The sequence below is a fragment of the Streptomyces sp. HNM0575 genome, from assembly GCF_012726265.1.
Taxonomy (GTDB): Bacteria; Actinomycetota; Actinomycetes; order Streptomycetales; family Streptomycetaceae; genus Streptomyces.
In genome coordinates this window covers 42,287-66,022 of sequence record NZ_JAASAG010000001.1, presented here as the reverse complement: position 1 = coordinate 66,022, position 23,736 = coordinate 42,287, and the positions used below count along the sequence as shown (strand labels likewise).

Here is a 23,736-nt window from a genome sequence, read left to right as displayed (position 1 = left end):
AGGCAGGACCATGTTCGCTGTGCCCCTGGGCGAAGACGGCGCCGAACTGCGCCCGCTCGAACCGTGGCAGGCCGAGGAGTTCCTCCACCACATGGACCGCGGACGGGAGTTCGTCGGACAGCACATCGGACTGGCCGACGCCGTAGCGGACTTGGAGTCCAGCCGCGCCTACCTCCAGTCGTACGCCGACAAGACCGCCGCCGACACCGGCCGGATCTACGGCATATGGACACCCGGCCAACACCACGGCGCGGGCACGCTCGTCGGCGGAGTCCTCTTCCGCATCATGGACGTCCCCAAGGGCTGCGCCGAGGTGGGCTGCTGGCTGGAGCCCGCGGCGGCGGGCAAGGGCCTGGCGACCAGGGCCGCGCGCGTGATCATCGACTGGGCGGTGGAGCAGCGCGGCATCCACCGCGTCGAATGGGTCGTCTCCACGGCGAACTTCCCCAGCATCGCCGTGGCCCGCCGCCTGGGCATGACGAAGGACGGCGTGCTCCGCGAAATCTCCCCTTACCGAGGCAAGCGCCTCGACCTGGAGGTCTGGTCCATCCTCGCCCCGGAATGGCGCGAGGTCCGCCAAGGAGCGACCGCTCCCCGTTCCAGCGATGGGTAAAGCACCTGAGCATGCCGGCCTCCGGTAGGCACCAGGAATTCACCCACCCCGTAGCATGCAGGCCATGGACGAACCACAGATGGAGCCCATCAGCCGCGAAGAGATGCAAGACCGTTGGCAGTCCGCAACGCCGCGGGAGCGACGCGACATGATGCGTCGCGTGCTCGCTTCGGAGAAGAACACCCCGGAGGGCGCAGCTCGTGACCGCCGTAGGAAGTTGATCGTCTATACAGTCGTCGGGCTCGTCATCGCCTGCTCGTTCGCATACCAGCTCCTGACCAAGTAGGTCACGGCCGGAGGTGACCTCAGCCGCTTACGTAGCGACTTAGCGCCAACGCAGCGAGCAGCAGCACGATCGCGGTCCACGAGTAGGCAACTTGCTGCCGACGCCATCCGAGGAAGCCGGCCCAAGCGGCCCCCGAAACCAGCACGGTGATGAGCAGACCACCGACAGTGAAGTCACCTGTGAACAACGAGACGACCAGAATCGCCCAGTACCCGAGAGCGAACAAGCTCCCGGCGATCAGCCCGGTTATGTAGAGAAATCGGTTCGGATCGGCTTCGTTGTCCATGCGCTGGTTCCTCCGGTCGGGGGCGTAGGTAGGGTCTACCTTAGACCGTTGGCTGAAGCGGTCAGTCGTGCCCGAGGACGGGGGACCAATGGGATTCAAGGTAAGCGCTGACGACCTGGAGTTGTACCGGTGGATGATCAGCCGGGCCGGGCAGGATGCGATGGCAGCCAAGCAATATCTCGACCAGCACGGGAAGATCTCATCCCCGGACCAGGGGTTGTTCACGCGGCCGTTTCAGTTCCACGATTCGCTGCACAGCGACGTCGCGAAGGTCCTGAACCGACTCCACACGCTCCTCGAGAGTTCATCACGCGAACTTGCTAAATCTGCCGACTACTACCGCAGAACTGACACTCAGGAGGCCACAAAGATGGATGGTCTCCAGCCTCCCGCCAAGCGCTGAGGTGGTGGCATCATGGCCTTTACAGACGTTGCAGAGCCGACTAGCCATCTCAAGCCCCCCCAAGAACCCGCCGAGTTTCATAGCCCGTTGGAGCTTCTGAACAAGGCGAGCGACCTCATCAGCCCTACCTACTGGGTGACGGAGGTTCTGGAAGCATCCACCGGCTTCAATCCTATGGACAAGGCCAAGGAGTACTTTGCCGGGGATTGGGAGGCCTACGCAAAGTGCAGCGAAGTGTGGGGCAACCTTGGGAAATTGTCCAAAGACATTGCCAGGAACATCGATGCGGGAAATGGCGAGCTCGATGGCACCTGGGACGGCAATGCAGCCGACGCCGCGTTCAACTACTTCAAGCGCCTAGCCGATCGTTGTGACGAACTAGAGTCAGACCTCAGCACACTGAAGACTCAGTACTACGTCGTCTCGCATGGCGTGTGGTCTACAGCAGAAGCAGTCGGCGCGATCCTTGGACAGATCGGCGACACGGCCGCCACAGCAGCCATCTCCTTCGCGGCCGGAACACTGACATCTTGGACCGGTTGGGGCGCTGCGGTCGGCTACGGTGTTGCCGCCTACGAGATTCTGCGAATCATCGACTTGTGGGGTGATGCGACCAAACAAATCAACAATACTCAGTTGATAGTCAACAGCGCTGTGGGGGTCCTTGAATCGGTCGGTGGTGAGCTGTCCGGCAAGCTACATGACTTCCCACTTCCGGGATCCGCATATGACAACCCTGTGGTCTAACCAAACTGGACCGAGGACTGATTACGTATGAGCGGCTCAAGTGAGCGAGCAAACCCTAACGCCGAAGTAGGGGACGAGGACTTCGTAAGCGCTGCCCGTGACCGAGTTCAGGCCCGGGCCCTACGAAAGCAGTTGCAGCAGCTCGCTGGTGGCGGGGCAGGTGACACGCTCCAGGAAATGGCTAAAGAGGTCCTGTCCGGTCGTGTAGGCCTGCGAGAAGCGCTTCGAGTCCCTGCCTACTCGGAAGCTCTCGGTGAACGAGTGCGCGCTGCTAGGGAGGAATGGGAAAGCATGAGTCCTGATGAGCAGAAGGCGCAGCAGGACGAGGCTCAGCGCTTCCTCGATGCTCAACGCGATGAGATCGAAAGCGAAGAACAGGGACAGCAGAAGGGGACCGGTCGGCCACCGAAGCACAGTAGCCGCGGCTGGGAGCTTTGACCCATCGGGCGTGACGCTGAGGTCCGATTGCCGCCAGCGGGACGGCCGCGCCCGGACCAGGCTGAACTCATGACCCCAGAGACCCCGTACATCCCTCAGCCCATCCCCGAGCCCGCGCTCAAGGAACTCCGGCACATGGACGACGCGGGCCGTCCGCTGCGTCCGTACACCGCGCGGGAGGACGGCATCCCGCTCAACTGCGTTGGCAGCCCCCTGCGTTGCTGCCTGCGCGCCATCGAGCCCGGCGAGCGGGTCGCGCTCGTCTCGTACGCGCCGCTCCGCCGCTGGGCGGCGGCGACCGGCGCCGACCCCGGCGCCTACGACGAGTCGGGCCCCGTGTTCATCCACGCCGAGGAGTGCGAGGGCCCGCGCGACGACGCGGGCTACCCCTTCGCACGCCCGGGCGCCCTGCGCACCCTCCGCCGCTACAACGCGGCAGGCCACATCGTCGGGGGCGCCCTGTTCGAGATCCCCCATGACACCGCTCGCGGCTTCAAGCGGGCCCTGGCGGAGGCCTTCGCCAACCCGGAAGTGGCGCTGGTGCACGTGCGGGCCGTGGAGTACGGATGCTTCCACTTCGAGGTACGCAGGCCGTAGTCCCGGCGAGCCGATAGCAGCCGTGGGAGCAGCTTGAACAGCTCAATCAGCCAGATCGTGATCAAGATCCTGGATATCGGCGGCACGCTCGCAGCCGCGGTGGTCGCCCACGGGAGACTGCTCCGCGGGCTTGTCACCCGTCACTCGAAGATCACCCGAAGTCACGCTGAACTTTGTGCGCTGCACTCGATGAACTGCCAGGTGGAGCTGCCACGCCTGATTCTGAAGGTCGAGGGACATCGACGCTGACGGTGTCGACTATGTCACCGAGTTTGTACACATACCAAGGGAACTCCTGCGGGGTCGGAGTGCTGAGGTTGAAGATCAATATGCGCCCGGCTCTTGGCAAGGGGCAATAAGCCTCAGCCACTGCGAACTCAAGTAATGTGCCGCCCGCGGGACCTGACTCCTCATTCGATGCAACTGCTCCGTCGACAGGCAATCTCGTAGTCACACCCGAGAAGGCTGTTACGACTGGACCGCAGTTCGACGCGACCTGATGCACGTCCTTGCTGGAGTCCTGCGAGACGATCTCCTGGATTCCGTCCGCAGCAACTTGGGCATCAGCAGTGCCGAGAGGCTCACTGCGAACCACCAGTGACGCGCTGCTCACCCGGTCGTCTTCGGTGGCCAGCACGCAGAAGTGGGCGAAGACAGCGCCGTCGTTCTCCGCGTCTTCAGCGATCTTCTTGTACCAGGAACCCATCAGGGCGCGACGTTCTTCCCCACCGCCGGGGAAGATTTCTTGACCAAGCTGTCGCAGATACTCTTCGCGCTCTTCGTCAAGGTATTCGAGGCCGATGGACCAGAACTCCTCCGGGACCTCCCACGTGATCTGAGGTCCGTCTTCAACGAGGGCCTGCTCCCCATCAGTCATGGGCCGCTGCACCCCCTCCTGCACGCCTCATCCGACCTTCCTCAGCAAGGTCTGTGCAAAGGCGATGCGACGATCGATCAACTCACCCGCGTACCAGTGAGATCCCGACGATTTGTATTCCAAAGCCTTCGGGCCCAATCCACGGCGGCGCCACACGGTTCGCCTGGGCGGCTGCCACGTCAGGCTGTCCCACGTACCGGAATCCATGAACCCCACCACGACGCTGATCAGGGTCAGTGGAATCCATAGCGGAAGAAACAGGATGAAGAGCGCCCACCCGAGGAACGTTCCGCGGCAGCCGGTGAAGACCTCCCCGGAGGAAGACACTTCGAGATGCCATGCACGGCGAAGGCCCGAAGCAGACCTCCCCTTCCGGATCCGGCACAGGTTCTGCCGCTGAGCGTCGTCCACGACGTAGGAGCGGCTGTCGCCTTCGACGCTCGGATCGGGGCGGATCACGCAGAGCAGTTCCTGTCCCTGCGTGGCCGCGTGAAGTGCGAACTTCCCCTGTTTCCCCGGGGCATATCCGCCTGCTTTCCGTGCGGCCACGGAAGCGGCGACGTCCCTGGACGTCACCTGTGAGCCACCGTCAGGCTTCGCCGATCCCACGGCAGCAGCGCTAGAACGCGGAGAGGAAGGATCACCCGCGACGATCCAGGCCGCGGGACGCCGGCTGCGGTCGCTCCCGATTTCCACAAACGTCTGCCACGTACGTTTGGGTCCTTGTTCGATGTCTCGTAGTTCGATTGCGAATTGGTTCTGCTGCATGTGCCTTCCTCAACCGGTTCCAGCCGCAGGGGCATCATTCTGCAAGGACTCGTACCCCCTCACGATCGATGTCCGAGCACCAAGGGCTGCTTGCGGCCCACGTGACCACCAGGACATCGGATCGAGGGTGCCATCCGCACGAATCGCCGCTTTGATACTGGGCAGTTCACTCAACGGGCCTTTGGTGAGTGGCATGCCGAGGAGCTGCCCCTTGAGGGATGTCTCCGACCCCTGGGCGACATGAGCCGTCCAGGCGAGTTTCGCCCGATCTGCAATCCCGGTCGGCTTGAAGTGCGCGACATCGTCCGCGCCTCCGAACCTGGCGAACTTTCCAGCAGTCAGCGTCGGCCTGACGCCTCCCGACGCATCCGCGACCTTGTTGAAGACGTTGGCACCCTTCATCATCAGGTCGCCATGTGGCCCGACCTTCACGCCCTTCGACGCTGCCGAGGCGAACTTCCCGAAGGGCAGAGCCCCGACACCGTCGAGAACGAGTGTGGATGCGGAAACATTCGCTCCACCTACCTTGGCGGCGCCATGGGCCGCCATGGCACCAAGTGACGTGGCGCCAACGGCTTTCGCCGCACCGTACGGGGTCACCGGATCGGGCAGGCACGTCTCGTCGTAGTGGACCCGCGCACCGGAGAACACGGCGTCGCTGGAGACGTGGACCAGGCGGCAACCGCGTGCCACCGCCGCGATCGCCAAGCGGATGGAGCCGTCGGCGGTCACCGACCAATCGCTGTAACCGCTCGTCGCGTCGATGACGGCAGCGGGAGCGACCTCGGCCAGCAGTTCGTCCACGAACTCGGCGCTGCGGAGGTCCAGTTCGTACCACGAGGCTCCGGAATCGCCGCCGGGCCGCGACCAGTACGTCGCAGCCGTCTCCCAGCCCGCACCCACCGCCTGCCGCACGAGCTCCGCCCCAAGGAACCCGCTTCCACCGACGATCAACACCTTCATCGCTTCACGGTAGGACAGCACAGGACAGCGCTTCGCTGCGAACGCCCGTGGCGCGAAGGGGTCTTGATAACGCGACACCCACCTCATGTAGCGTCGCGAGCCAGGCCCTCGACCACTGGGGCAGCGACAACGGGGAGAGCAAAGCTGTGGGTGGAGAGTTCCGAATCGACATCCCGCGCGTCGAGAAGATGGTGGACAAACTCGGCGAGTCCACCGAGCGGATGCAACAGGCGCGTACCCGGCTGAAGAAGGTCGGACCGAAGACGCTCGGCACCGACGGCCTCGACGAAGCGTGCGACACCTTCCAGTCGGAGTGGGAGGACGGCATCAAGCGCATCGAGGACAGCGCTAAGGACATCAAGGACCGGCTGAAGACGACCGTCGACGCGTACAAGGCCGGCGAGGAAAAGGAAACCAAGACCTACGGGCAAGGCTGAGCGGGAACGGGGGAGACATGTCCTACCGCAGCATGTTCATCGAGGACGACAGCAGTTGGCCCGGTCTAGGGTTCAACCCGGCCAAGGGCGACACGGAGGCGATCGACCTCCTCGCCTCGGACGTAAAGGCCGTCGGCGACGAGCTCGAAGAGCTGGACAACCTGATCAAGTCGGTGGGCGAGCGCGGCGGTGCCTGGGAGGGCGAGGCCGCCGAACGGTTCACCAAGAAGCTCGGGGAACTGCCCAAGTACCTGAAGCAGGGCACCGATTCCATGCACGACTGCGCGAAGGCGCTGCGCAGCTGGCACGGAAAGCTGCAAGAGTTCCAACGGCGCGCGGAGCGCACCGAGGCGGACGCGGTCGAAGCACGCAAGCAGGCCGATCGTGAAGCGAAGGAATACACGGCGCTTTCCCAGAAGTACGCGGGCAAGGTGATGCCCGCGGAGCAAGTGGAGCGGGCCAACGCCGAGTTGGACGGTGCCAAACAGGCAGCGGACAAGGCCAACGACCGCCTGGACGAACTCATCCGTGAAGGCGAGAGAATCCTCTCGAACTGGAAGGACCGGGCTGGTGAGGCCGAGCGCGCGATCCTGAAGGCCTCCGAGAACCACCCCCCGGACCTCAGCCTCTGGGGCCGTATCACCGACGCCCTTTCAGAAGGCTGGCGGGACTTCAAGGACTGGCTGGTCGACAACGCGGACCTGCTCTCCAACATCTCCGCAGGGCTGGGAGCGGCAGCGCTGGCGCTCCAGTGCATCCCGGTGGTGGGGAACGTCGCGGGAGGCATCGTGGGTGTGGCGGCCGGCATCTGCGCGGCGGGCGCCATGGCGGGACATTGGATGGGCAACGCACGGGGGAACGGCACCCCGGGCTGGAAGGTCGGCCTGGACGCCTTGGGAGTCCTTCCGATGGGCAAGGGCCTGGGCCAGGTCATAAGCCCTGCCGTGAAGGGAGGCGGGCGGCTCGCACAGGGCGCGAAGGGAGTCGGCGACGGTCTTCGGGAGTCCTTCAGCCAGGCGAAGATCATCCGGCCTGCGGAGCAGCAGGTCGCCAAGATGTTCGGGAAGCCCTTCGATCCGAAGACCGCGCCGAAGGTCACCGCCGCCGTCGACCGGGCCAGTCAGATCACCGTGAAGAGCGGCACGTTCGTCCACGGTGCCGCGACCGGAGCCTGGGACAGCCTGACCGGGAACGACTCCGGCAAGACGGCTGCCGCCCCGACTTCCGCGAACGGCAAGCAGTTCCACAGCGCCCTCGCAAAATGAGGTATCGAAGATGTCGAAAGAAGCCCAGGCCACCAAGTTGCGGGACCTGACAGGGCAGTTCACCGGAGGGCGAGCCGTCCGCGGTCTCTTTGCCATCCAGAAGGACGACTCGCTGGGCCCGGAGACTCCATGGCCCCGACGCCCCCGGATCCTGGAGGGGAAGCAGCGTCCAGGTTCGATACTGCGGCGTCCACTCGCCGCCGTCGGCACACTGCTCGGCCGTGCGGGGAACTGGCCGAGTCTCACCGATTCGGGCTCCTTGCAGCCCTGGACGAACGAGCGGCGAGAGGAACTGCGCCGGCAGTCCACGTCGGCGAGCGGCGACGGCCAGGAATCCTGCCAGCAGTTCGGACCGTGGGAGAGCATCAGCGGCACCCTCGTACGGGCGGTCCAGCCCAGGTCGAAGACTCGTTTCCGCAACTTCCTGGTGGTGACGGACGACAGCCTCTTCGTTCTGCACGTGCAATCCGGGCTCCGTTTGAAGAGCTTCGCGAACGTCGGGGAAGTGGGGTGGCGCATCGACCGCCGTCAGCTCGCCTGGACGAGGGACGCGAACGCGAAACTGGCTGCCAACGGCTTCCAACTCGGCTTCACAGACGGCAGTTGGATGTCGGTGGGCGCTGACCCGGTGCCGGGGTTTCCACAGTTCACCGGCCTGTTCCCGGAGACTCTGCCTCAGACGGAGCAGATCCCTGCTTTCCACATCACGGAGGAGAACGCACCCGCACGATGAGGACGGAGACTCTGGAAACCCGGGGCCGTCTGCGGGTCGGCTGGATCATGCCGCCCTTCTTTCTGGACCTCCCTGTGCAGGCCACCGACGCAGACGATGTGGCTCGGCGGGTGCACTCGCTGGCCACCGAAATCCTGGCCGACCGCAGCACGGAAGAGCAGTACCGATTCGCCCGGATGCTGCTCGGCGAGACCGGCCAACTGATGGACGCACAGGCGGAGTACGCCGGGCTCTGCTTCCTCGACCAGGACGGGCGTACGAGCATGGCGACCGTCATCGCGAACCGCATTCCGCAGGAAAGCGGCACGCCTGAGGAGATCTGCGCCCTGACGGTCACCACGCTGCGCGGCACATATCCCGAGGACGACGTACAGGCCGTCCAGCTGCCGAAGGGGGACGCGGCGATCCGCGTCGGTTCCTCGCCCTTCCTGCTGCCCGCGGACGCAGCGCCCGACGGCCAGTCCCACGTGATTCCAAGGAACCTGATCCAGGCCTACGTTCCGCTTCCCGGCGAGCCGGAAATGCTTGTCTTCGAGATGAGCACGACGTCACTCGAAGACTGGGATCTCTACTCGGAGATGTTCGCCGAGATCCTCAAGACGCTCGACTGGACCACCGACCAGGAGGTCGAAAAGGCGGCGACGCTCGCGCAGCAGAGCAGCTTCCAGCGGGCCGGCAACGAGGGACATGACGAGTCGGCCAGGCGACAACTCACCCGAATATCGGCCCGGTTGCTGGATACGTTGGCTGTGGCGAACGGTCTCTCCGGCCTCGCCCCGGAAGCCGAGCGGCTGTCCGACACCACATGTTCGAACTGCTCGGCCAAGGGACACCGTTCGCCGTGCGAGACCACGCACGAATGGCAGGTCAGCGGCGAGGCGGAAGAGGACCTCGCTACGTCACTGGCAGAGACGGCGAGTCGCTTCGCCGAACTCGGCTGGCAGGTCGAAGAGTTGGGAGCGCCAACAGTCCTCACTCTCGGCAAGGGCACCCACAGGATCGTGGTGTCGACCGCGCTGAACACGGACAACGGCTTGCACGCCGAAGTCACGGCTCTGTGCACAAGGATGTCCAGCACGGCCGTGGCAGACGATTTCGGATGACTGGCCACAACGAGACGAAGCGAAGCGAGGTGTATGGCTGACGCATCGGTCGAAGAACGCGTCAGCCACGCCCTGGCGGGGGTGCTGCGTCCGGAGCACCGGCGCCGTGCGGAGCTTCCTCTGGCCATCAATACTGCTCGCGCAAGCAACCACGCGAGCCGTCTTGATGCCGGTCAGTCGCGTCAGTGGTACGGCGGCTGCTGCGGCGGAGCCGTCGGCTGGGCGTACGGCCCCTGCTGCTGCGGGAACTGCCCGGGCGGGTACGCGTAGCCCCCACCGGCTCCGGGGCCTCCGGGGCCTCCTGGGCCGTTGTTGCGGTTCCTCTTGCGGCGCCGAACAACGACGACGATCAGGACGATGCCGCCGACGAAGAGGACGGCGAGGATGCCCGTGATGGTCCAAAGAATCACGAACTGCCGGTCTGCCTCCGCCTGTTGGGCCTTGGATTCCCGCTCCTTCTCGGCGACCTTTGCGTCGTTCTTGAGCTCCTCGGGGAGAGAGAGCGGACCGTACTTGGAGCCCTTCGGGACGTCCTTCTGGAGCGCTGCGAGCGGGCGGATGGCGCCGTAACCGTATCGCTCGTCGGGGAGCTTCGCCCCCTTCTCGGAGGCGGGCATCTCAGCGGTCTTCGTCAGGCGGTTGACGACCTGGCCGGCGGTGAGATGGGGGTACTTCGAGCGGACGAGGGCTGCGGCGGCGGACGCAAGAGCGGTCGAGTCGGACGTGCCCGTGCCACTGCGGTAGGAGCCGCTCTTCCCGCCGGCCGAGAAGATCCGCGTGGCAGGCGCTGTCAGGAGCGTCTGGGGGCCCTTGTTGGAGTTCCGCCAAATGGTTCCGTCTTGGTTCACGCCGCCGACCGCGACCGCGCCCGGATTCACGGCCGGATACTCAATTTCCCCACCTGAGTTTCCAGTTGAGGCGAAAACCGGCACGTCCTTCTTCAGGGCATAAGAAATCGCCGAAGCCTCGTCAAGGGAGTTGGAACTGGTCCCTCCGCGAGAGATATTGATGACCGAAGCGCCTTGATCCACTGCGTACTTGATCGCCTCGGCAAAGCCGTTCTTGCCGCCGGCGTCGTCGCGGATCGGCAAGATTTTCGCCTCAGGAGCGAGGCCCATGATCCCACTCGCGCTCCCGGGGCCATGACCGTGTCCTGCAATGAGCGCCGCCATCGCCGTACCGTGGTCGTCTCCGCCCTCGGGAGTCGCGGGACCGCCGTCGATGAAGTCCTTGCCCTTGAGTACGTTGCCCTTGAGGTCGGGATGCTGGGCGTTGACACCGTCATCGATGACAGCGACCGTCTCACCGTTGCCTTTAGTCACCTTCCCGATGGATTCGGCATCGAGCGCGTCAAGCACCCACTGCTTGTCTCTGACGTCGTCTGCCGCGGTGTTCGGTGCTGAAGCGAAAACGAGCGCACTTGCCAGCGCCGCGCTGCTCATGACGCGCAGAGTCCGCGTGATGCCCATCTGTGAGTCCTCTGTTCCGGCGGAAGGGGTGCGGCCTGATGGCCGCACCCCCCGAGCTTGCGGTAATTCGTAGTCTGCCGGTACTTCGTCAGCCGATCGTGGGCGGGGCCACGTCGCGCCGCTCGGGCATCCACGTCTCCTCGTCCTCGACAAGGTAGTCCGGACGCTCTCCCTGGCTCGTTTCACCCTGCTTGCGCCGGGAGTTGTTGCCGGCGGCACCCGCGCCCAGCGCGCCCCGCCCGGCGTTGCCGCGGGCACCCGCCTGTGTGCCGCCACGGCTGGAGTGCAGACCCTGACCGCCCTGCTTGGCAGCGCCCTTCCCCTGCTGCGGGGTGTCGAGGACACCGCCTCGCGAACGCGCGAGCGGTCCCCGGCCTGCCGCGCCGGCCGCGCCCTTGCCCGCGGCTCCGCCTGCTCCTCCGGCACCGAGGCCGCCGGGAACACGCCCGGCGGCGCCTCGACCGGCACGAGCACCGAGACCGGCAGCACCGCGACCGGCTCCGGCCTGGCCGACATAACCCGGACCTCCGGGCACGCCACCCATGCCACCGGCGCCTGCTCCCGCGGCACCGCCAGCGCCTGCAACGCCTCCGGCGGGTGCTCCCGAACCCGCGCCTCCGGGGCGAGGAGTCGTGGCGGTACCGCCAGAGACTCCGTCCACCTTCGTGGCCGCGGCGGGCGTGCCAGAAGCACCAGGCGACGTCGACTTGGGCGTGCCCTTTCCGACAGCGCCGCCAGTCCTGGACGCACCGGGGACCGCTGCACCGAACCCGCCGTCGTCAGGAGTCACGCCGATCGGGACCGGAGCCACTCCACCGGGATCGCCCGGGTAGTCCTCCCCCGGGTCATCTCGCCGCGGCTTTCTCCACGACCCCATCGTCTTCGCCTGAGACGTATACGTCAGAGCCAGGTTCTCCATGTGCGCGGCGGCCTTGAGCTGCTCTTCCTTGCCCGCCGAGAGACCGCCGTCGTGGTTGTCCAGGGCCTTCTGCGCGCCCTGGTTGCCATGGATCTCGCCCCGCCAGTCCTCGTCACGCGAGAAGCCGTCGCCGATCTTGTCCATGGCCTTGCCGAAGCCGCTCGGCTTCTCGATCGCGTCGACCTTCGGCTTGATGTCGCTCAGCTTGTGGCCGACGTTCCGCATCACGGTGGAGGTGCGGGTGGCGTACGTGGCGCAGTCGGTGATCGACTTGCTGATCTGCTTCGCCCTCTTGGCGAACTCGTCGGCGGACTCACCCTCCCAGTGCTGAAGGATGTGGTCGACGGCCTTGTCGAAGTCGCCCTTGACGCTGCCGCTGCCCCCGGCCAGATGTTCGTGGATGTTCTGCCACGCGTCGGCCACGTCGAGGACCTGTCCCGGGTTGGCGTCCGCGAGCATCGCCTTCATCGAGTCGAGGTCTTCCCCGGTCGCGAACGGGGTCTTGACCTCCCCCATGTAGCACATGTTGCCGGTGTCGTTGAACTCCGGCAGCCCAGCGTTGTCGCCCATGTCGTCCTCGCCCCCTGACCGTTAGTTCCCGGACCCTGAACGGCCGCCGTCCATGCCGTACTTCGCGTCGTGCTCAGCGTTCTGATACCGGCCGTGCGCGTGCTTCGTCTTCGTGCCGAAGTCGTCGATCATCTCGTGGATGGCCTTGACGACCTGCTCGATGTGCGACTTCATCTCCGCGTGCGCGTTGTCGATGTCTGTCTGCTCGGCGAAGCCCTTGCCCAGCGCATTCTTGGGAAGGAAGGTGTTGTACTCGCTCTTGGTCACCGACTCGCCCATGGCGGTCGTCACCCGACCGAGTTTGCGTACCGTCTCCTCTAGTTCACTGAGGTCGACTCGCATCTCACCCACGACTGCGCCTCCCCGTTCCCGTCTCCGTCATGCGGCTGCGCCGCTCCACCCTGCGCTTTGCAGGTGCGTGCCGGCCGTCCAAGTCGCCGCGGGGCGAACAGCCGTACACCATGGTGCCTTACGCGCGTATCAGGTACACCCTAGTAAGTGCCACTGACAGTCTGTCATCGGCCCAGAGTGACCTGCACTACCGTGCACGGAATCCGGCCGCCGGGACGGGTACTGCCCGCACCGTGCGGGAACCCGCTGGCAGCAGCCGAAGCGGACTCCGGGCACCCCGGAGCAAAGGGTGCAAATGCCGCACGGCGGCGGCCAGTTGCACGGGATCAGCGATACCGGATCGTGATGCTGCTCTTGTCACACACGTCAGCGGCCCTCATCGAGTCCTCACTTAGGGACTGCGCCGGTGGCGAGTAGAGGATGTCGGGAGCGTTATCGGGTCTTGTTCATGCCGACCGAGGGCGGTTCGGATACAGCCTCGTCCAGGTACATCCCGCGGGCGATGTACACGGCGAAGGAGGCCAGCGGCAGCATTGCCCAAGCCACGGTGAGGGCGATCCATGAGCCGAGGTACGCGTAGGCCAGGAGGGCGGCCACGGCAGTGGTGATGAAAGGGACAGCTGCGGCTTGGACCCGGGGTTGCCAGGTGATCGGGTGGATGACTGGGCGACGTTCCAGCGGCCGGGGGTCGGCACGGTCGACCTGCGTGCCGGCGATCTGCCAGGCGAAGGCATCGGAGCGCTGTATGACACCGTCGATCTCCTCGCCCGAGTCCAGGACGAACAGCGCCCAGGTCGAGTCGGCACCGCGGACAGGTGGCGTGGCGTCCCAGTAAAGGGTGCCGTGCCCTTCCCTCAACTGCCGTGCCAGTGTGTCCGGTTCGATGGACTTGGTGACGAACAGCCGGACGGCCGTTCCGTCGAGCAGGGCGAGTTCCACGTACGGGCCGGCTTTTTCGGGGAGTTCGGAGCGGTCCTTGCGGTTATTGGTCCGCTCCGGCGCCCGGTGGCGGGCGATTCCCGTACGGCCCGCATTGGCTGAAGCGGACCGGAGCGATCCCCGCCGACTGCCGTCCCTCACCGACTTGTTGCCGGCGAACAGGCCAAGTGCGACGAACATCCCGGCAAGGCCGAGGTTCCCGACCGTGATCAGCTTCCACCAGAAGTCGGCGACCCCGCCCCGCAGGGCTTCGAGCTGGTCCCTGCTCTCTTCCGTGTGCCCGCCGATGTCGGGCTTGCCGGGGTCGTAGAGGACCCAGACCGTGCTGCCGGGCGAGATCTTCTGGAAGGAGTCGACTGTGCTCTCGACCGTCTCCGTCCCGGAGTCGAATCGGACCCGATGGTGGATGGTGTACGAGAGCTGGTCCGGGCCTCGTCCGCTGTCGTCGCCGGTGACCCTGGTCACTTCGGTCACCTGCGACGAGCGGATCACCGGATCGGCATCGAGGATGCGCTGGACCTTGGGAGTGAGATCAGAGACCCCCGATCCGAGAAAGAGACCGACCACCGCGGCTGCAAAGGCGCCGGCGAAAACCATCATGGGCCGCCCGTAGTGCCACCGTGAGGAACGCACCTCGCGCCCCACCGGGCCAGAAGCCCTGCGCACGCGCCACACCACCAGTGCCGCGACGGCCAGGACGGCGGTCCAGGCGATCATGTCCCAACGGGGCGCCGAGGCCACGTACTTCACCATTCCCTGGACGAGCAGTCCCACCAGGGCGAGGACACACAGCCACGGGCCGTGGCGGCGCAAGGCACGCTGCATTATCCGAAGTCCTTCCTGACCTGGCAGCGTGGAGTCTCCGGCCATGCCGCCGACCGCGCTGGCCGGGCGAAGCCGAGACGCGCGAAGAACCTCTCGCGCCACAAGTCGGGGGGCCCTGATCTTGCCGTGGTCCCGCCCCTCAGCCCCCCACCGCCGTCTGCGGGCGGATCGGGAGGCGGTTGACCGGCATGCCCGTGGCCGCGCGGACCGCTGCCGCTACCGCCGCCGGGGAGACGACCACCGGGATCGCCGAGGCGGCCTTGGCGCCGAAGGGGGCCACCACGTCCTGTTCCTCGATGAGTTGGACGATGCGGATGTCCGGTGCGTCCAGTGCCGTCGGCAGGGCGTAGCCCGTGAAGTCGGGCTGGCGGACCACTCCGCGGTTGATGCGGAGGTGTTCGGTGAGGGCCGCGCCGACGCCCTGGGTGACGCCCGCCTCGATGCGGGCGATGAGCTGACGCGGGTTCAGCACGCGGCCGACGTCCTGCGCGATGGCCATCTCCACGACCCGGATGGAGCCGAGTTCGACGTCGACGTCGACCACCGCCCGTACGGCGGCGAAGGCCAGTCCGACGAAGGCGTCGCCCTGCCCGGTCTCGTCGAGCGGTTCCGTGGGGTGCGGGCGGCACTGGGCGGTGGCCCAGAGCTCCTTGTCCTCCAGTGCCTCGGCGACCGTCGTGGACAGGACGCCGTCGTAGGAGGTGATCTTCCCGTCGGCGATGGTCAGCAGCTCCGTCGACATTCCGAACTTCGCGGCCAGCGGCTGGAGAAGCTGCGTACGCACCATCTTCGCCGCCCGCTCGACCGCGCCGCCCGACACCCACGTGTGTCTGCTGTGCGAGCCCGCGCCCGCAGGCGGCTGGTCGGTGTCGACGGGCGCGACGTACACCTCGTCGATGCCGAGGGTCTCCTGCACGATCTGCCGGGCGAGCGTCGTGAAGCCCTGACCGCTCTCGACGGCGGCGCACATCACCGTCGCCACGGGTCCGTTGACCTTCACGGTGGCCGTCGAGACCTCGTCGGCGCCCTCCGCGCCGAGCATGTGCACCATGCCGAGCGCGTAGCCGACGCCGCGCCGCACGGCGCCCGGTTCGCCTGCTCCTTCGGGCCCGCCGGGCAGCAGCCAGTCGCGTTCGGGGCTGTCCTTCGGCAGGGCGGGCAGGGGCGTCTCCCGTACGGCGCGCAGGAGTTCGGCCACGGGCGCCGGGCAGGTGACGGTCTGGCCGATGGGCAGCAGGTCGCCGGTGGCCAGTACGTTGCGCATGCGCAGATCGGCCGGGTCCATCTGCAACTGGGCGGCCAGCTTGTCCATTTGGCCCTCGTAGGCGGCGCACACCTGCATCGCGCCCTCGCCGCGCACATGCCCGGACGGCGGGTTGTTCGTGCGTACGGCCCAGCCGTCGATCGTCGCGTGCGGCACGACGTACGGACCGGCCGCGAAGGAGACGGCGGCGGCGAGCGCGTCGGCGGTGGTGTCGGCGTAGGCGCCCGCGTCGAGGAGGATCTGGGCCTCGACCCGCACCAACCGGCCCTCGCTGTCGGCGTGATGGCGGTAGCGCAGCAGCGTCGGATGGCGGTGCGCGTGGCCGAGGAAGGACTCCTCACGGGTCGCGGCGAGCTTCACGGGGCTGCCGGTCTTCATCGCGAGCAGGCCCAACGGCACCTGGAGCGCGGTGTCTTCGCGGTCGCCCATCGCCCCCGGCACGCCCGTGACGACGATCTTGACCTGCTCGGGCGGCAGTCCGAAGCACGCGGCGGCCAGGTCGCGGTCGGTGTGCGGGTCGGTGGAGGCGGTGTAGATCTCCACGCCGCCGTCGGGGCGCGGCACCGCCAGGCCCGCCTCGGCGCCGATGGGTGCCGGGTCCTGGCGGCCGATGCGGTAGAGGCCCTCGACGACGACGTCGCCCGTGACCTCCTGGTCGCCGAAGCGCAGCGGGATGTGGCGGATCAAGTTGCCGTCAGGGTGCAGCGGTTCGGCCTCGAAGGACTTCTCCGGGTCGGTGACCGCCTCCAGCGGCTCGTACTCCACGGCGATGGCCGCCGCCGCCAGGCGCGCGGTGTCCGGGTGGTCGGCGGCCACCGCGGCGACGGGCTCTCCGTAGTAGCGCACCATGTCGCGGGCGAAGGCCGGCTGGTCGGCGACCCTGCGGCCGTGGCCCGCGTCGCCCGGAACGTCCTCGTGGGTGACGACGGCGTGCACGCCGGTGAGCGCGGCCGCGGCTTCGGTGTCGATGGAGACGATTCGGGCGTGCGGGTGCGGTGCGCGCAGCACGGCGGCCCACAGCAGGCCCTCGGCCCACAGGTCGGCGGCGTAGGGGAAGGTGCCCTCGGCCTTGGAGGGCGCGTCGGCGGAGGGGAGGGACGCGCCGATTCCGTGGGTGACGGGGCCGCCTTCGGGGCCGTCGGGCAGCGGCGTGCCCTGCGCCGGTGTCGCTGTGACGGCGCCGGGGCCGTCGGCCGTGCTGGTCATGCCGCTGCTGCCTTCCCGCGTCGGCCGCCGGCGCGTCGTCCCCGCACGCGGTGCTCCTGCTCCTGTTCCTGTGGCTGTCGCCGTGCCTGTGCCTGTGTCTGTGCTTGTACGTGGTCACGCGCTCGTACGTCGTCACGTGCTCGTACGTCGTCACGCGCCCGTACGTGGTCACGCGCTCGTACGTGGTCAAGTGCCCGTGCCTGTACGTGATCCCGTGCCCGTGCGTCCCGTGCCGGTGCCCGGGCCGGCAGCGCCGCCGGGGTGTCCCCGTGCCTCATGCGCCGCCTCCCCCCGGGTACTGCCCGGTGCCGCCGGGGGACGCCTGGTGCGGGATGCGTGCCGACGCCTCCGCCAACTCCCGTTCGTACGCCTCCGCTTCGGCCTCCGCCTCGGCTTCCTCGCGGGCGGCCTGCTCGGCGCGCTCGGCCACGACCGTACGTACGGCGTCGAGCACCCCGCGGTAGCCGGAGCAGCGGCACAGGTTGCCGCAGATCGCCTTGCGGGTCTCCAGCTCGCTGGGCGCGTGGTTGCCCTCCAGCAGGTCGTGGACCGTCATGGCGAGTCCGGGCACGCAGAAGCCGCACTGCACGGCGCCCGATTCGGTGAGCGCACGCTGCACGTCGGAGGGGACGCCTTCGGCGGCGAGGCCCTCGACCGTACGGATCTCGCTGCCCGCGGCGGTCGCGGCCGGTACGAGGCACGAGGCGACGAGACGGCCGTCGACCTGCACCGAGCACGCGCCGCACTCGCCCTGCGAGCAGCCGTCCTTGGCGCCGGCCAGGCCGAGGCGCTCGCGCAGTACGTAGAGGAGGGATTCGCCGATCCAGGCGTCGGTGACCGGGCGGTCGACGCCGTTGACGTGCAGGACGTAGGAGACGTGGGGGTGTTCGCCGCCGAGTTCGGGGGCGAGTTCCAGAGGGGGTTCCTCGGAGACCTCGGCGTCGGTGGCGCTCTCGCCCTGGCCGCGCTCCCCGGGCTCCGGGGCGGGCTCACGGGTAGCTGCGTCCGGGGCCCGGGTCTGCGCCGGGTCGGGGCCGACGCCCGTACCGGCACCGGGGCCGGTCCCGGTGCCGATGTGGGCTTCGGGCCCGTGGTCCTGAGCGCCCGCGTCGAAGCGGGCGGCGTCCGGCGGGGACCCGGCGTCCGCGACGGCGCTGCCCGCCGCGCTGCTTCCGGCGGTGTCGGCGACGTCGCCGGCGGCGCCCGCGTCTCCGAGGTCCGGGACCGTCACGCTGCCGGTGCCCGACGACGGCGTGAACGGAAGCCCGGAGCGCACGGTCCCCATCGGGCGGGCCTCGCCCTCCCCGGTGTCTCCGTCGTCCTCGGTACGGCCGTCCTGAACTCCGCCGTCGTCGAAGGGCGCGGCGCCCGCGCCGAGGCCGACGCCGCCGAGTCCGGTACCCGTGCCGGCACCGGGGGTCGCGTCGCTCTCGTGCGGCCGGGCCGTGTAAGCGTCCGGGCCGTCACCGGGCGCCGGGAACGCGCCGGGACCCGCGGCGGTGCCGGGGGTGCCGGGGGTGGTGCCAGCGGTGGGCACGGCCTCGTGCTCATGCCCGTCGAACGGCACCTGCCGCCGGGCGTGCGCCTCCGCTTCGGCCTCCGCGAAGTGGGCGCCCGCGGGGTTCGGCGCACCCGCCCCACCCGCCGCGCCTCCCCCGGGAGACTGCTGTGCCGCGGGCCGCTGCGGAGCGGCGGGACCGCCCGGCTGCGGGCCGGGTCCTATCGCTTCCGCTTCGTCGGTGGCCGCGCCGCCGCCCGTGCCGAGCGGCCGGCGCGTACGTGCCTCGTGCGAGCCCGCGAGTGCCGCGGCGGCGCCCTGTCCGGTGGGACCGGCACCGCCCTGGCCTCCCTGATCACCCGGACCGCCCTGACCACCCGGGTCGCCCTGGTCGCCGAACGCCGAAGGCATGCCCGGCTGTTGGTCGTGCTGCCCGGGGTGCTGCGGGTGCTGTTCGTACTGCCCGCCGTACTGCTGCTGACCGTATGCCGCCGGGTCCTCGCCGAACGGCATCGCCCACTGCCCGCCGGACGCGGGGCCGCCCTCCGCGGGCGGCGGCACGGCCTGCCCGCCCGGGTCCTGACCCGCGACCTCCGCCGGGTCGAGCGGCGGCGGCGTGTAGCCGCCCTGACCCGTGCCGGGCGCGGCCAGCGGACCCCAGGCGTCCACTCCGGCGCCGGGCGGCGGCAGCGGACCGGCGGGCAACTGCACGAAGGCGGTGGCGTCCTGGTCGGACTCGCCGCCCCAGCCCTCCTGCGGGTACGAGACGTCCTGCGGGTACGAGGCGTACTGCTGCTGCCCCGCCTGCGGGTGCCCGTGCTGCTGATGCGGGTGCTGTTGATGCGGGTGCTGCTGATGCTGTTGCAGGTGGTGCTGCCGCTGTTCTCCGTAGTCCCCGTAATCGCCGTATTCGGAGCCGTACTCCGGTCCGTATTCCGGGTATTCGCCGTAGCCCCCGTACTCGGAGTACTCGCCGTATCCGCCGCCGTAGGCGTCCGCGTACCCCTGCCCGTACCCGTCGCTGTGGGCGTTGGGATCGTGCGGGCTGCCGTTGCTCATGCGAGCGCCCTCCCGAGTCCTCGGCGGGCCAGTGTCGCCACGGTACGCCGCAAGTGGAAGGCCGCGGGCGGAAGTGCGGGAGCCTCTCCGCCGTCCTCGGCGGGGGCGGGGTCGGGGATGCAGGCCATGGCCACGTAGTCGCCGAACGCGGCGAGCGCCTCGGGGGCCAGCCCGCGCTGCCCGTCCCAGTCGATCAGCGACGCGATCCAGCGCTCGGCCTCCAGCGGACGCAGCGGCATCGGGGCCACCGCGCCGACCGCACAGCGCACCCCGCGCCGCACCGGGTCGAGCACGACCGCGACGGAGGCCATGGCACGGCCGGGTCCCGTACGCCCCGTGGCCTTCAGGAAGGTCTGCGGCGCGTGCAGCAGCGGCACCCTGACATGCCCGACGACCTCGCTGGGCCGCAGCATGTCCACGTTCGCGAGCAGGTGGCTCACCGGGATCTCCCGCCGCTCGCCCTCCGGGCCCGCGACGACGAGCGTGGCCTCCAGCGCGGCCAGCACCGGCAGGGTGTCGCCGGTCGGGTGGGCGCTGACGACGTTGCCGCCGAGCGTGCCGGCGTTACGGATCTGGGGCGGCCCGGCGGCGCGTGCGCTCGCCGCCAGCGCGGGGATGAGGGCGGAGAAGTCGGGGCGTCCCATGCGGGCGTGGGTGAGGCCGGCGCCGAGCAGCGCCTCCCCGTCCAGGTACTGCCAGCCGCGGATCTCGCTGATGCGTCCGAGGCCCACGAGCGCGGCGGGGCGCAGATGCCCGGCGTTGACCCCGGTCATCAGGTCCGTGCCGCCGGCTACGGGCACCGCCGCGGGCACCGCGGTGAGCGCGGCCACGGCCTCGTCGAGTGTGGTGGGCAGCATGACCGACGGCACAGCCTGTGGCGCATGTTGTTCATGCTGTGCTTGCGTGCTCAATCCAGCCGCCCCTTCCCCGGTCGACCCGGCTGCCGTGCCCGTACGGTACGTGCTCACCGGTCGGACGAGGCAACTCTGGCACATCTCGGCGGGCAGTCGGAGCGGGGGCCCGGTATGGGCTGTTCCGTCAGCTGACATCACTCTCGTCCCATGTCCGGAACGAGAACCGGTAATCCCCAGCTCACAAGGGACGGCCCGGAATCAGCACTCTCGGGGACTCTTGTGCGGATCGCCGCTGCCGTGCGGACTTTCGTGCTACGGACCATGGTGGCCACTCCCGGTTACACGGCGGTTCACGCGGGAGGCCGGGCGGGCGCCCGTGCCGGAGATCACGCGGGACGTCCCGCGGGGGCTCGTACGGCTCGTACGGCTCGTACGGAAGGCCGTGCACGGCTTTCCGCGGGAGGCCGTGCGGGGTGTCATGGGGAAGGTCATGCGGGCCCGCCCTCCGGTCCGGCGCGCGGCGCAGCTTCCTCCGGTCCGGAGCGCGGCCGTCCCACGATGCCCGGCCGTCGCTGCCACGGGTGCGGGCCCCCTGGCGGGCGGAAGTCCACGCCCATCGCGTCCAGTCGTGCGTAGTGGGCGTCCGTCATGCGCCGCTCGAAGTCCGCGAAGTCCCGCCCGGCCAGGGCCTCGTGACCGGCGTCACCGGCAGGACCGGCGTCACCGGCAGGACCGGCAGGACCGGAGCCGCCGTGCGCCGGCGGCGACCAGACGGTCTCCGCGAAGGCGGCCAGCCGCGGAAAGGTCTGGTAGTCGACGCGCTGCTGGTTCTCGGCGCACTCGGTCCACATGTTGGCCTGCGCGCCCAGCACATGACGTTCGTACGAAGTTCCCGCCAACTCCGGGGGCACGGGCTCGAATTCGTAGACGTCGCGGAGCGTGCGCACGTACCCGAGCGGCACCGGCTCGCTCTCTCCCGCGTCCTGCCGGTGGTCCAGGTACACCTGCTGCTCGGGGCACATCACCACGTCGTGCCCGGCCAGCGCGGCCGCGATACCGCCGGTCCGGCCGCGCCAGGAGGAGACGGCGGCGCCCTCGGCGAGGCCGCCCTCGAGGATCTCGTCCCAGCCGATGAGGCGGCGACCGCGTGCGGTCAGCCAACGGTCGAAGTGCCCCATGAACCAGGCCTGGAGCCCTTCCTCGCCGTCGAGTCCCAGCTCCCGTATGCGGGCCTGCGCGGCGGCCGAAGCACGCCACTGGTCCTTGGGGCACTCGTCGCCGCCGAGGTGGACGAAGCGGGAGGGGAAGATCTCCAGCACCTCCTCCAGCACGCCCTCGTAGAAGCGCAGCACGTGGTCGCCGGGGGCCAGCACGTTGGGGCTCACGCCCCACTCCGTCCACACCCCGAGAGCAGCGGTGTCGACGACGTCGGTGTTGCCGAGCTCCGGGTACGCGGCGATCGCGGCCTGCGAGTGCCCGGGTACGTCGATCTCGGGTACGACGGTGATGTGCCGCTCGGCGGCGTAGGCGACGATCTCCCGCAGGTCGTCCTGGCTGTACCGGCCGCCGTGCGCCCGCTCGTCCCACAGCGGCGCCGTCCCCGGCCGGCGGCCGCCGTGCCCGACGCGGCTGCGGTCCCGTGCGCCGCCCACCCCGGTCAGCCGTGGCCGTCCGCGGATCTCGACGCGCCAGCCCTGGTCGTCGGTGAGGTGCAGGTGCAGGACGTTGAGCTTGTGCGCGGCGAGCAGGTCGAGGGTGCGCAGGACGCCGTCCTTCGGCATGAAGTGCCGTGCCACGTCGAGGAGATGACCGCGCCAGGGGAAGCGGGGAGCGTCCTCGATGTGCACAGCGGGGATCCGCCGGGTCCGCGGCTCCCCCGTGTGCGCTCGCCGGTACGCGTCCGGGCCGAGCAGCTGCCGCAGCGTCTGCGCGCCCCAGAAGACCCCGGCCGGGCCGCCTCCGGTGATGCGCAACGCGCCCTGGGCGGCGTGGAGTTCATAGCCCTCCGGGCCGAGCCGTGCGGCGACGTCCTCGTCCGTACGGAGCACGATCACGCGGTGGCCGGAGTCGTCACCGGCATCGTGGGCGCCCGCGGACGGCATCGAGTGCGGCGTCGCGTACGGCGTCGAATACGGCACCGCGTACGGCGGCAGCAGCGGCAGGCCCGTCGCCGGGGTGAGCACGGTACGCAGCCAGCGTGCGGTGCCGGACGTGCCGGGCCCCTCGTCGAGCGCCGTATGCGGACCGAGCACGAACTCCCGGCCGTCGCCGCGGTCGCCGCCGTCGCCGCCGGGCCGGCGCCCGGCGGCCACGGAACGGGGTGCGGGTACGAGGTCCCGGTACGGCTCGCGCGGCACTCGCAATCACCTTTCGTCGAGCGGCCGTTGCGGCCGCCTCAGTCCTTCACCGCGCCCCCGAGCCCGGAGACCAGGCGGCGCTGCACGAGGACGAAGAAGACCAGCACGGGCAGGGTCATCACCGTCGAGGCGGCCATCACCCCGCCCCAGTCGGGGGTTTCGGTGTCGAAGAAGACCAGCAGGGCCATGGGGAGGGTTGAGTTCTCGGTGGCGGAGATGATGAACGACTTGGCGAAGAGGAAGTCGTTCCACGTGGAGATGAACGAGAAGACGCTGGTGGCGACGAGCCCTGGAAAGACCAGCGGGAAGAGGATCTGCCACAGGAACCGCGCGCGGCTCGCACCGTCGATCACGGCCTGTTCCTCCAGCGCGTCCGGCACCGCCTTCACAAAGCCCCGCAGCATCCACACCGCGAACGGCAGCGAGAAGGCGAGATGCGGAAGCACCAGCGACACAAGGGAGTTGAGGGCGCCGAAATCCCGCATGAGGAAGAACATGGGAATGGTCAGCGCCTCGACCGGCACCATCTGCGCCACGAGGAAAAGGATCAGCAGCGTCGTACGGAAGCGGAAACGGAAACGCGTCACCGCCGTCGCCGCGAGAAACGCGATGAGGGCGGAGGCCGCCACCACCGTGCCCGCGACCAGCAGGCTGTTGAGGAAGTAGCGGCCGAAGTCCTGCTGCCCCAAGACGCGCCGGAACGACTCCAGCGAGGGATTCAGCGTCCACGGAACGGGGTGTGCGGAGCGCACTTCCCCGGCCGGTTTGAAGGCCGAAAGCACCATCCAGTAAAGGGGAAAGGCGACGACGAGCGCGACGGCGACCGCCGAGATCTCCGCCGCCGCCCGCCACAGCCTCGTCGAGGGCCTGCCCCGCCGTATGCCCGGCCGTATGCCGCCGGTCCGCACG

The 23,736-nt window shown here is 68.7% G+C and carries 23 protein-coding genes; 10 read left to right on the top strand and 13 right to left on the bottom strand.

Features of this window, described 5'->3' with window-relative positions:
* The first annotated feature begins 10 nt into the window (after positions 1–10).
* Together HCC61_RS00290 and HCC61_RS00285 are read left to right on the top strand one after the other, a co-directional pair.
* On the top strand, positions 11–613 hold the full coding sequence (locus HCC61_RS00290) for a GNAT family protein (protein WP_169133181.1): 603 nt from the start codon (positions 11–13) through the stop codon (positions 611–613).
* Positions 614–677: 64 nt separating this feature from the next.
* Positions 678–899, top strand: coding sequence for a hypothetical protein (locus tag HCC61_RS00285; protein WP_169133180.1), 222 nt, complete (start codon positions 678–680; stop codon positions 897–899).
* A gap of 19 nt (positions 900–918) precedes the next feature.
* Here the strand turns inward: HCC61_RS00285 and HCC61_RS00280 are convergent, their stop codons facing one another.
* Complete coding sequence (locus HCC61_RS00280) at positions 919–1,185, bottom strand: hypothetical protein (protein ID WP_169133179.1); 267 nt, start codon at positions 1,183–1,185, stop codon at positions 919–921.
* Between the two features lie 88 nt (positions 1,186–1,273).
* Here HCC61_RS00280 and HCC61_RS00275 point away from each other — a divergent pair, with 88 nt between their 5' ends.
* The 4 genes from HCC61_RS00275 (at position 1,274) to HCC61_RS00260 (ending at position 3,370) form a co-directional block, all read left to right on the top strand.
* Positions 1,274–1,588: a hypothetical protein gene (locus HCC61_RS00275; protein ID WP_169133178.1), complete on the top strand. Its 315-nt coding sequence runs from the start codon at positions 1,274–1,276 to the stop codon at positions 1,586–1,588.
* A gap of 12 nt (positions 1,589–1,600) precedes the next feature.
* Positions 1,601–2,335, top strand: coding sequence for a hypothetical protein (locus tag HCC61_RS00270; protein ID WP_169133177.1), 735 nt, complete (start codon positions 1,601–1,603; stop codon positions 2,333–2,335).
* 291 nt (positions 2,336–2,626) lie between these two features.
* Positions 2,627–2,773 (top strand): hypothetical protein, encoded by a 147-nt coding sequence (locus HCC61_RS00265; RefSeq protein ID WP_169133176.1) that lies wholly within the window; start codon positions 2,627–2,629, stop codon positions 2,771–2,773.
* A 69-nt stretch (positions 2,774–2,842) separates the two neighbouring features.
* Positions 2,843–3,370: a DUF1203 domain-containing protein gene (locus HCC61_RS00260; RefSeq protein WP_169133175.1), complete on the top strand. Its 528-nt coding sequence runs from the start codon at positions 2,843–2,845 to the stop codon at positions 3,368–3,370.
* A gap of 151 nt (positions 3,371–3,521) precedes the next feature.
* On the opposite strand, the gene HCC61_RS00255 is transcribed toward HCC61_RS00260, so the two are convergent.
* The 3 genes from HCC61_RS00255 to HCC61_RS00245 are packed head-to-tail and all read right to left on the bottom strand — an operon-like array spanning position 3,522 to position 5,978.
* Positions 3,522–4,247 carry a hypothetical protein gene (locus tag HCC61_RS00255; RefSeq protein ID WP_169133174.1) on the bottom strand — a complete coding sequence of 242 codons (726 nt, stop codon included), beginning with the start codon at positions 4,245–4,247 and terminating at the stop codon, positions 3,522–3,524.
* Between the two features lie 27 nt (positions 4,248–4,274).
* Positions 4,275–5,015: a hypothetical protein gene (locus HCC61_RS00250; RefSeq protein WP_169133173.1), complete on the bottom strand. Its 741-nt coding sequence runs from the start codon at positions 5,013–5,015 to the stop codon at positions 4,275–4,277.
* A 9-nt stretch (positions 5,016–5,024) separates the two neighbouring features.
* Entirely contained in the window at positions 5,025–5,978 is a 954-nt protein-coding gene (locus HCC61_RS00245; protein WP_169133172.1) for a sugar nucleotide-binding protein, read from the bottom strand.
* 146 nt (positions 5,979–6,124) lie between these two features.
* Between HCC61_RS00245 and HCC61_RS00240 the strand changes: the two genes are divergently transcribed.
* Genes HCC61_RS00240 through HCC61_RS00225 form a run of 4 tightly spaced genes read left to right on the top strand, consistent with a single transcriptional unit; the run spans position 6,125 to position 9,516 of the window.
* Entirely contained in the window at positions 6,125–6,415 is a 291-nt protein-coding gene (locus HCC61_RS00240; protein WP_169133171.1) for a hypothetical protein, read from the top strand.
* A 17-nt stretch (positions 6,416–6,432) separates the two neighbouring features.
* Positions 6,433–7,680, top strand: a complete 1,248-nt coding sequence (locus HCC61_RS00235; protein ID WP_206321915.1) for a putative T7SS-secreted protein — start codon at positions 6,433–6,435, stop codon at positions 7,678–7,680.
* Between the two features lie 10 nt (positions 7,681–7,690).
* Positions 7,691–8,413: a hypothetical protein gene (locus HCC61_RS00230; protein ID WP_169133170.1), complete on the top strand. Its 723-nt coding sequence runs from the start codon at positions 7,691–7,693 to the stop codon at positions 8,411–8,413.
* A complete protein-coding gene (locus HCC61_RS00225; protein ID WP_169133169.1) occupies positions 8,410–9,516 on the top strand; it encodes a hypothetical protein in 1,107 nt (368 codons plus the stop codon). Before HCC61_RS00230 ends, HCC61_RS00225 begins: the two co-directional genes overlap by 4 nt.
* A 182-nt stretch (positions 9,517–9,698) precedes the next feature.
* Here HCC61_RS00225 and HCC61_RS00220 read toward each other — a convergent pair whose 3' ends face one another.
* From HCC61_RS00220 to HCC61_RS00180, 9 genes are all read right to left on the bottom strand, one after another.
* Positions 9,699–10,958, bottom strand: coding sequence for a S8 family serine peptidase (locus HCC61_RS00220; RefSeq protein ID WP_240968328.1), 1,260 nt, complete (start codon positions 10,956–10,958; stop codon positions 9,699–9,701).
* Between the two features lie 115 nt (positions 10,959–11,073).
* A complete protein-coding gene (locus tag HCC61_RS00215) occupies positions 11,074–12,474 on the bottom strand; it encodes a hypothetical protein (protein WP_169133167.1) in 1,401 nt (466 codons plus the stop codon).
* Between the two features lie 21 nt (positions 12,475–12,495).
* Entirely contained in the window at positions 12,496–12,825 is a 330-nt protein-coding gene (locus tag HCC61_RS00210; protein WP_169133166.1) for a hypothetical protein, read from the bottom strand.
* A gap of 432 nt (positions 12,826–13,257) precedes the next feature.
* Entirely contained in the window at positions 13,258–14,589 is a 1,332-nt protein-coding gene (locus HCC61_RS00205; protein WP_169133165.1) for a hypothetical protein, read from the bottom strand.
* A 139-nt stretch (positions 14,590–14,728) separates the two neighbouring features.
* A complete protein-coding gene (locus tag HCC61_RS00200) occupies positions 14,729–17,059 on the bottom strand; it encodes a molybdopterin cofactor-binding domain-containing protein (RefSeq protein ID WP_169133164.1) in 2,331 nt (776 codons plus the stop codon).
* 274 nt (positions 17,060–17,333) lie between these two features.
* Entirely contained in the window at positions 17,334–19,616 is a 2,283-nt protein-coding gene (locus tag HCC61_RS30370) for a (2Fe-2S)-binding protein (RefSeq protein WP_240968327.1), read from the bottom strand.
* Entirely contained in the window at positions 19,613–20,473 is an 861-nt protein-coding gene (locus tag HCC61_RS00190) for an FAD binding domain-containing protein (RefSeq protein WP_240968326.1), read from the bottom strand. The genes HCC61_RS30370 and HCC61_RS00190 overlap by 4 nt, the downstream gene beginning before the upstream one ends.
* Before the next feature lie 485 nt (positions 20,474–20,958).
* Positions 20,959–22,722, bottom strand: coding sequence for a beta-N-acetylhexosaminidase (locus HCC61_RS00185; protein WP_346777006.1), 1,764 nt, complete (start codon positions 22,720–22,722; stop codon positions 20,959–20,961).
* 143 nt (positions 22,723–22,865) lie between these two features.
* Complete coding sequence (locus HCC61_RS00180) at positions 22,866–23,735, bottom strand: carbohydrate ABC transporter permease (protein ID WP_346776948.1); 870 nt, start codon at positions 23,733–23,735, stop codon at positions 22,866–22,868.
* Position 23,736: the final 1 nt, after the last annotated feature.

What these genes read in the sequence shown, in the direction of transcription:
- HCC61_RS00290 (WP_169133181.1), top strand. Translation starts at nt 11, where the DNA reads ATGTTCGCTGTGCCCCTGGGCGAAGACGGCGCCGAACTGCGCCCGCTC.
- HCC61_RS00285 (WP_169133180.1), top strand. Translation starts at nt 678, where the DNA reads ATGGACGAACCACAGATGGAGCCCATCAGCCGCGAAGAGATGCAAGAC.
- HCC61_RS00280 (WP_169133179.1), bottom strand. Translation starts at nt 1,185, where the DNA reads ATGGACAACGAAGCCGATCCGAACCGATTTCTCTACATAACCGGGCTG.
- HCC61_RS00275 (WP_169133178.1), top strand. Translation starts at nt 1,274, where the DNA reads ATGGGATTCAAGGTAAGCGCTGACGACCTGGAGTTGTACCGGTGGATG.
- HCC61_RS00270 (WP_169133177.1), top strand. Translation starts at nt 1,601, where the DNA reads ATGGCCTTTACAGACGTTGCAGAGCCGACTAGCCATCTCAAGCCCCCC.
- HCC61_RS00265 (WP_169133176.1), top strand. Translation starts at nt 2,627, where the DNA reads ATGAGTCCTGATGAGCAGAAGGCGCAGCAGGACGAGGCTCAGCGCTTC.
- HCC61_RS00260 (WP_169133175.1), top strand. Translation starts at nt 2,843, where the DNA reads ATGACCCCAGAGACCCCGTACATCCCTCAGCCCATCCCCGAGCCCGCG.
- HCC61_RS00255 (WP_169133174.1), bottom strand. Translation starts at nt 4,247, where the DNA reads ATGACTGATGGGGAGCAGGCCCTCGTTGAAGACGGACCTCAGATCACG.
- HCC61_RS00250 (WP_169133173.1), bottom strand. Translation starts at nt 5,015, where the DNA reads ATGCAGCAGAACCAATTCGCAATCGAACTACGAGACATCGAACAAGGA.
- HCC61_RS00245 (WP_169133172.1), bottom strand. Translation starts at nt 5,978, where the DNA reads ATGAAGGTGTTGATCGTCGGTGGAAGCGGGTTCCTTGGGGCGGAGCTC.
- HCC61_RS00235 (WP_206321915.1), top strand. Translation starts at nt 6,433, where the DNA reads ATGTCCTACCGCAGCATGTTCATCGAGGACGACAGCAGTTGGCCCGGT.
- HCC61_RS00230 (WP_169133170.1), top strand. Translation starts at nt 7,691, where the DNA reads ATGTCGAAAGAAGCCCAGGCCACCAAGTTGCGGGACCTGACAGGGCAG.
- HCC61_RS00225 (WP_169133169.1), top strand. Translation starts at nt 8,410, where the DNA reads ATGAGGACGGAGACTCTGGAAACCCGGGGCCGTCTGCGGGTCGGCTGG.
- HCC61_RS00220 (WP_240968328.1), bottom strand. Translation starts at nt 10,958, where the DNA reads ATGAGCAGCGCGGCGCTGGCAAGTGCGCTCGTTTTCGCTTCAGCACCG.
- HCC61_RS00215 (WP_169133167.1), bottom strand. Translation starts at nt 12,474, where the DNA reads ATGGGCGACAACGCTGGGCTGCCGGAGTTCAACGACACCGGCAACATG.
- HCC61_RS00205 (WP_169133165.1), bottom strand. Translation starts at nt 14,589, where the DNA reads ATGCAGCGTGCCTTGCGCCGCCACGGCCCGTGGCTGTGTGTCCTCGCC.
- HCC61_RS00200 (WP_169133164.1), bottom strand. Translation starts at nt 17,059, where the DNA reads ATGACCAGCACGGCCGACGGCCCCGGCGCCGTCACAGCGACACCGGCG.
- HCC61_RS30370 (WP_240968327.1), bottom strand. Translation starts at nt 19,616, where the DNA reads ATGAGCAACGGCAGCCCGCACGATCCCAACGCCCACAGCGACGGGTAC.
- HCC61_RS00190 (WP_240968326.1), bottom strand. Translation starts at nt 20,473, where the DNA reads ATGCTGCCCACCACACTCGACGAGGCCGTGGCCGCGCTCACCGCGGTG.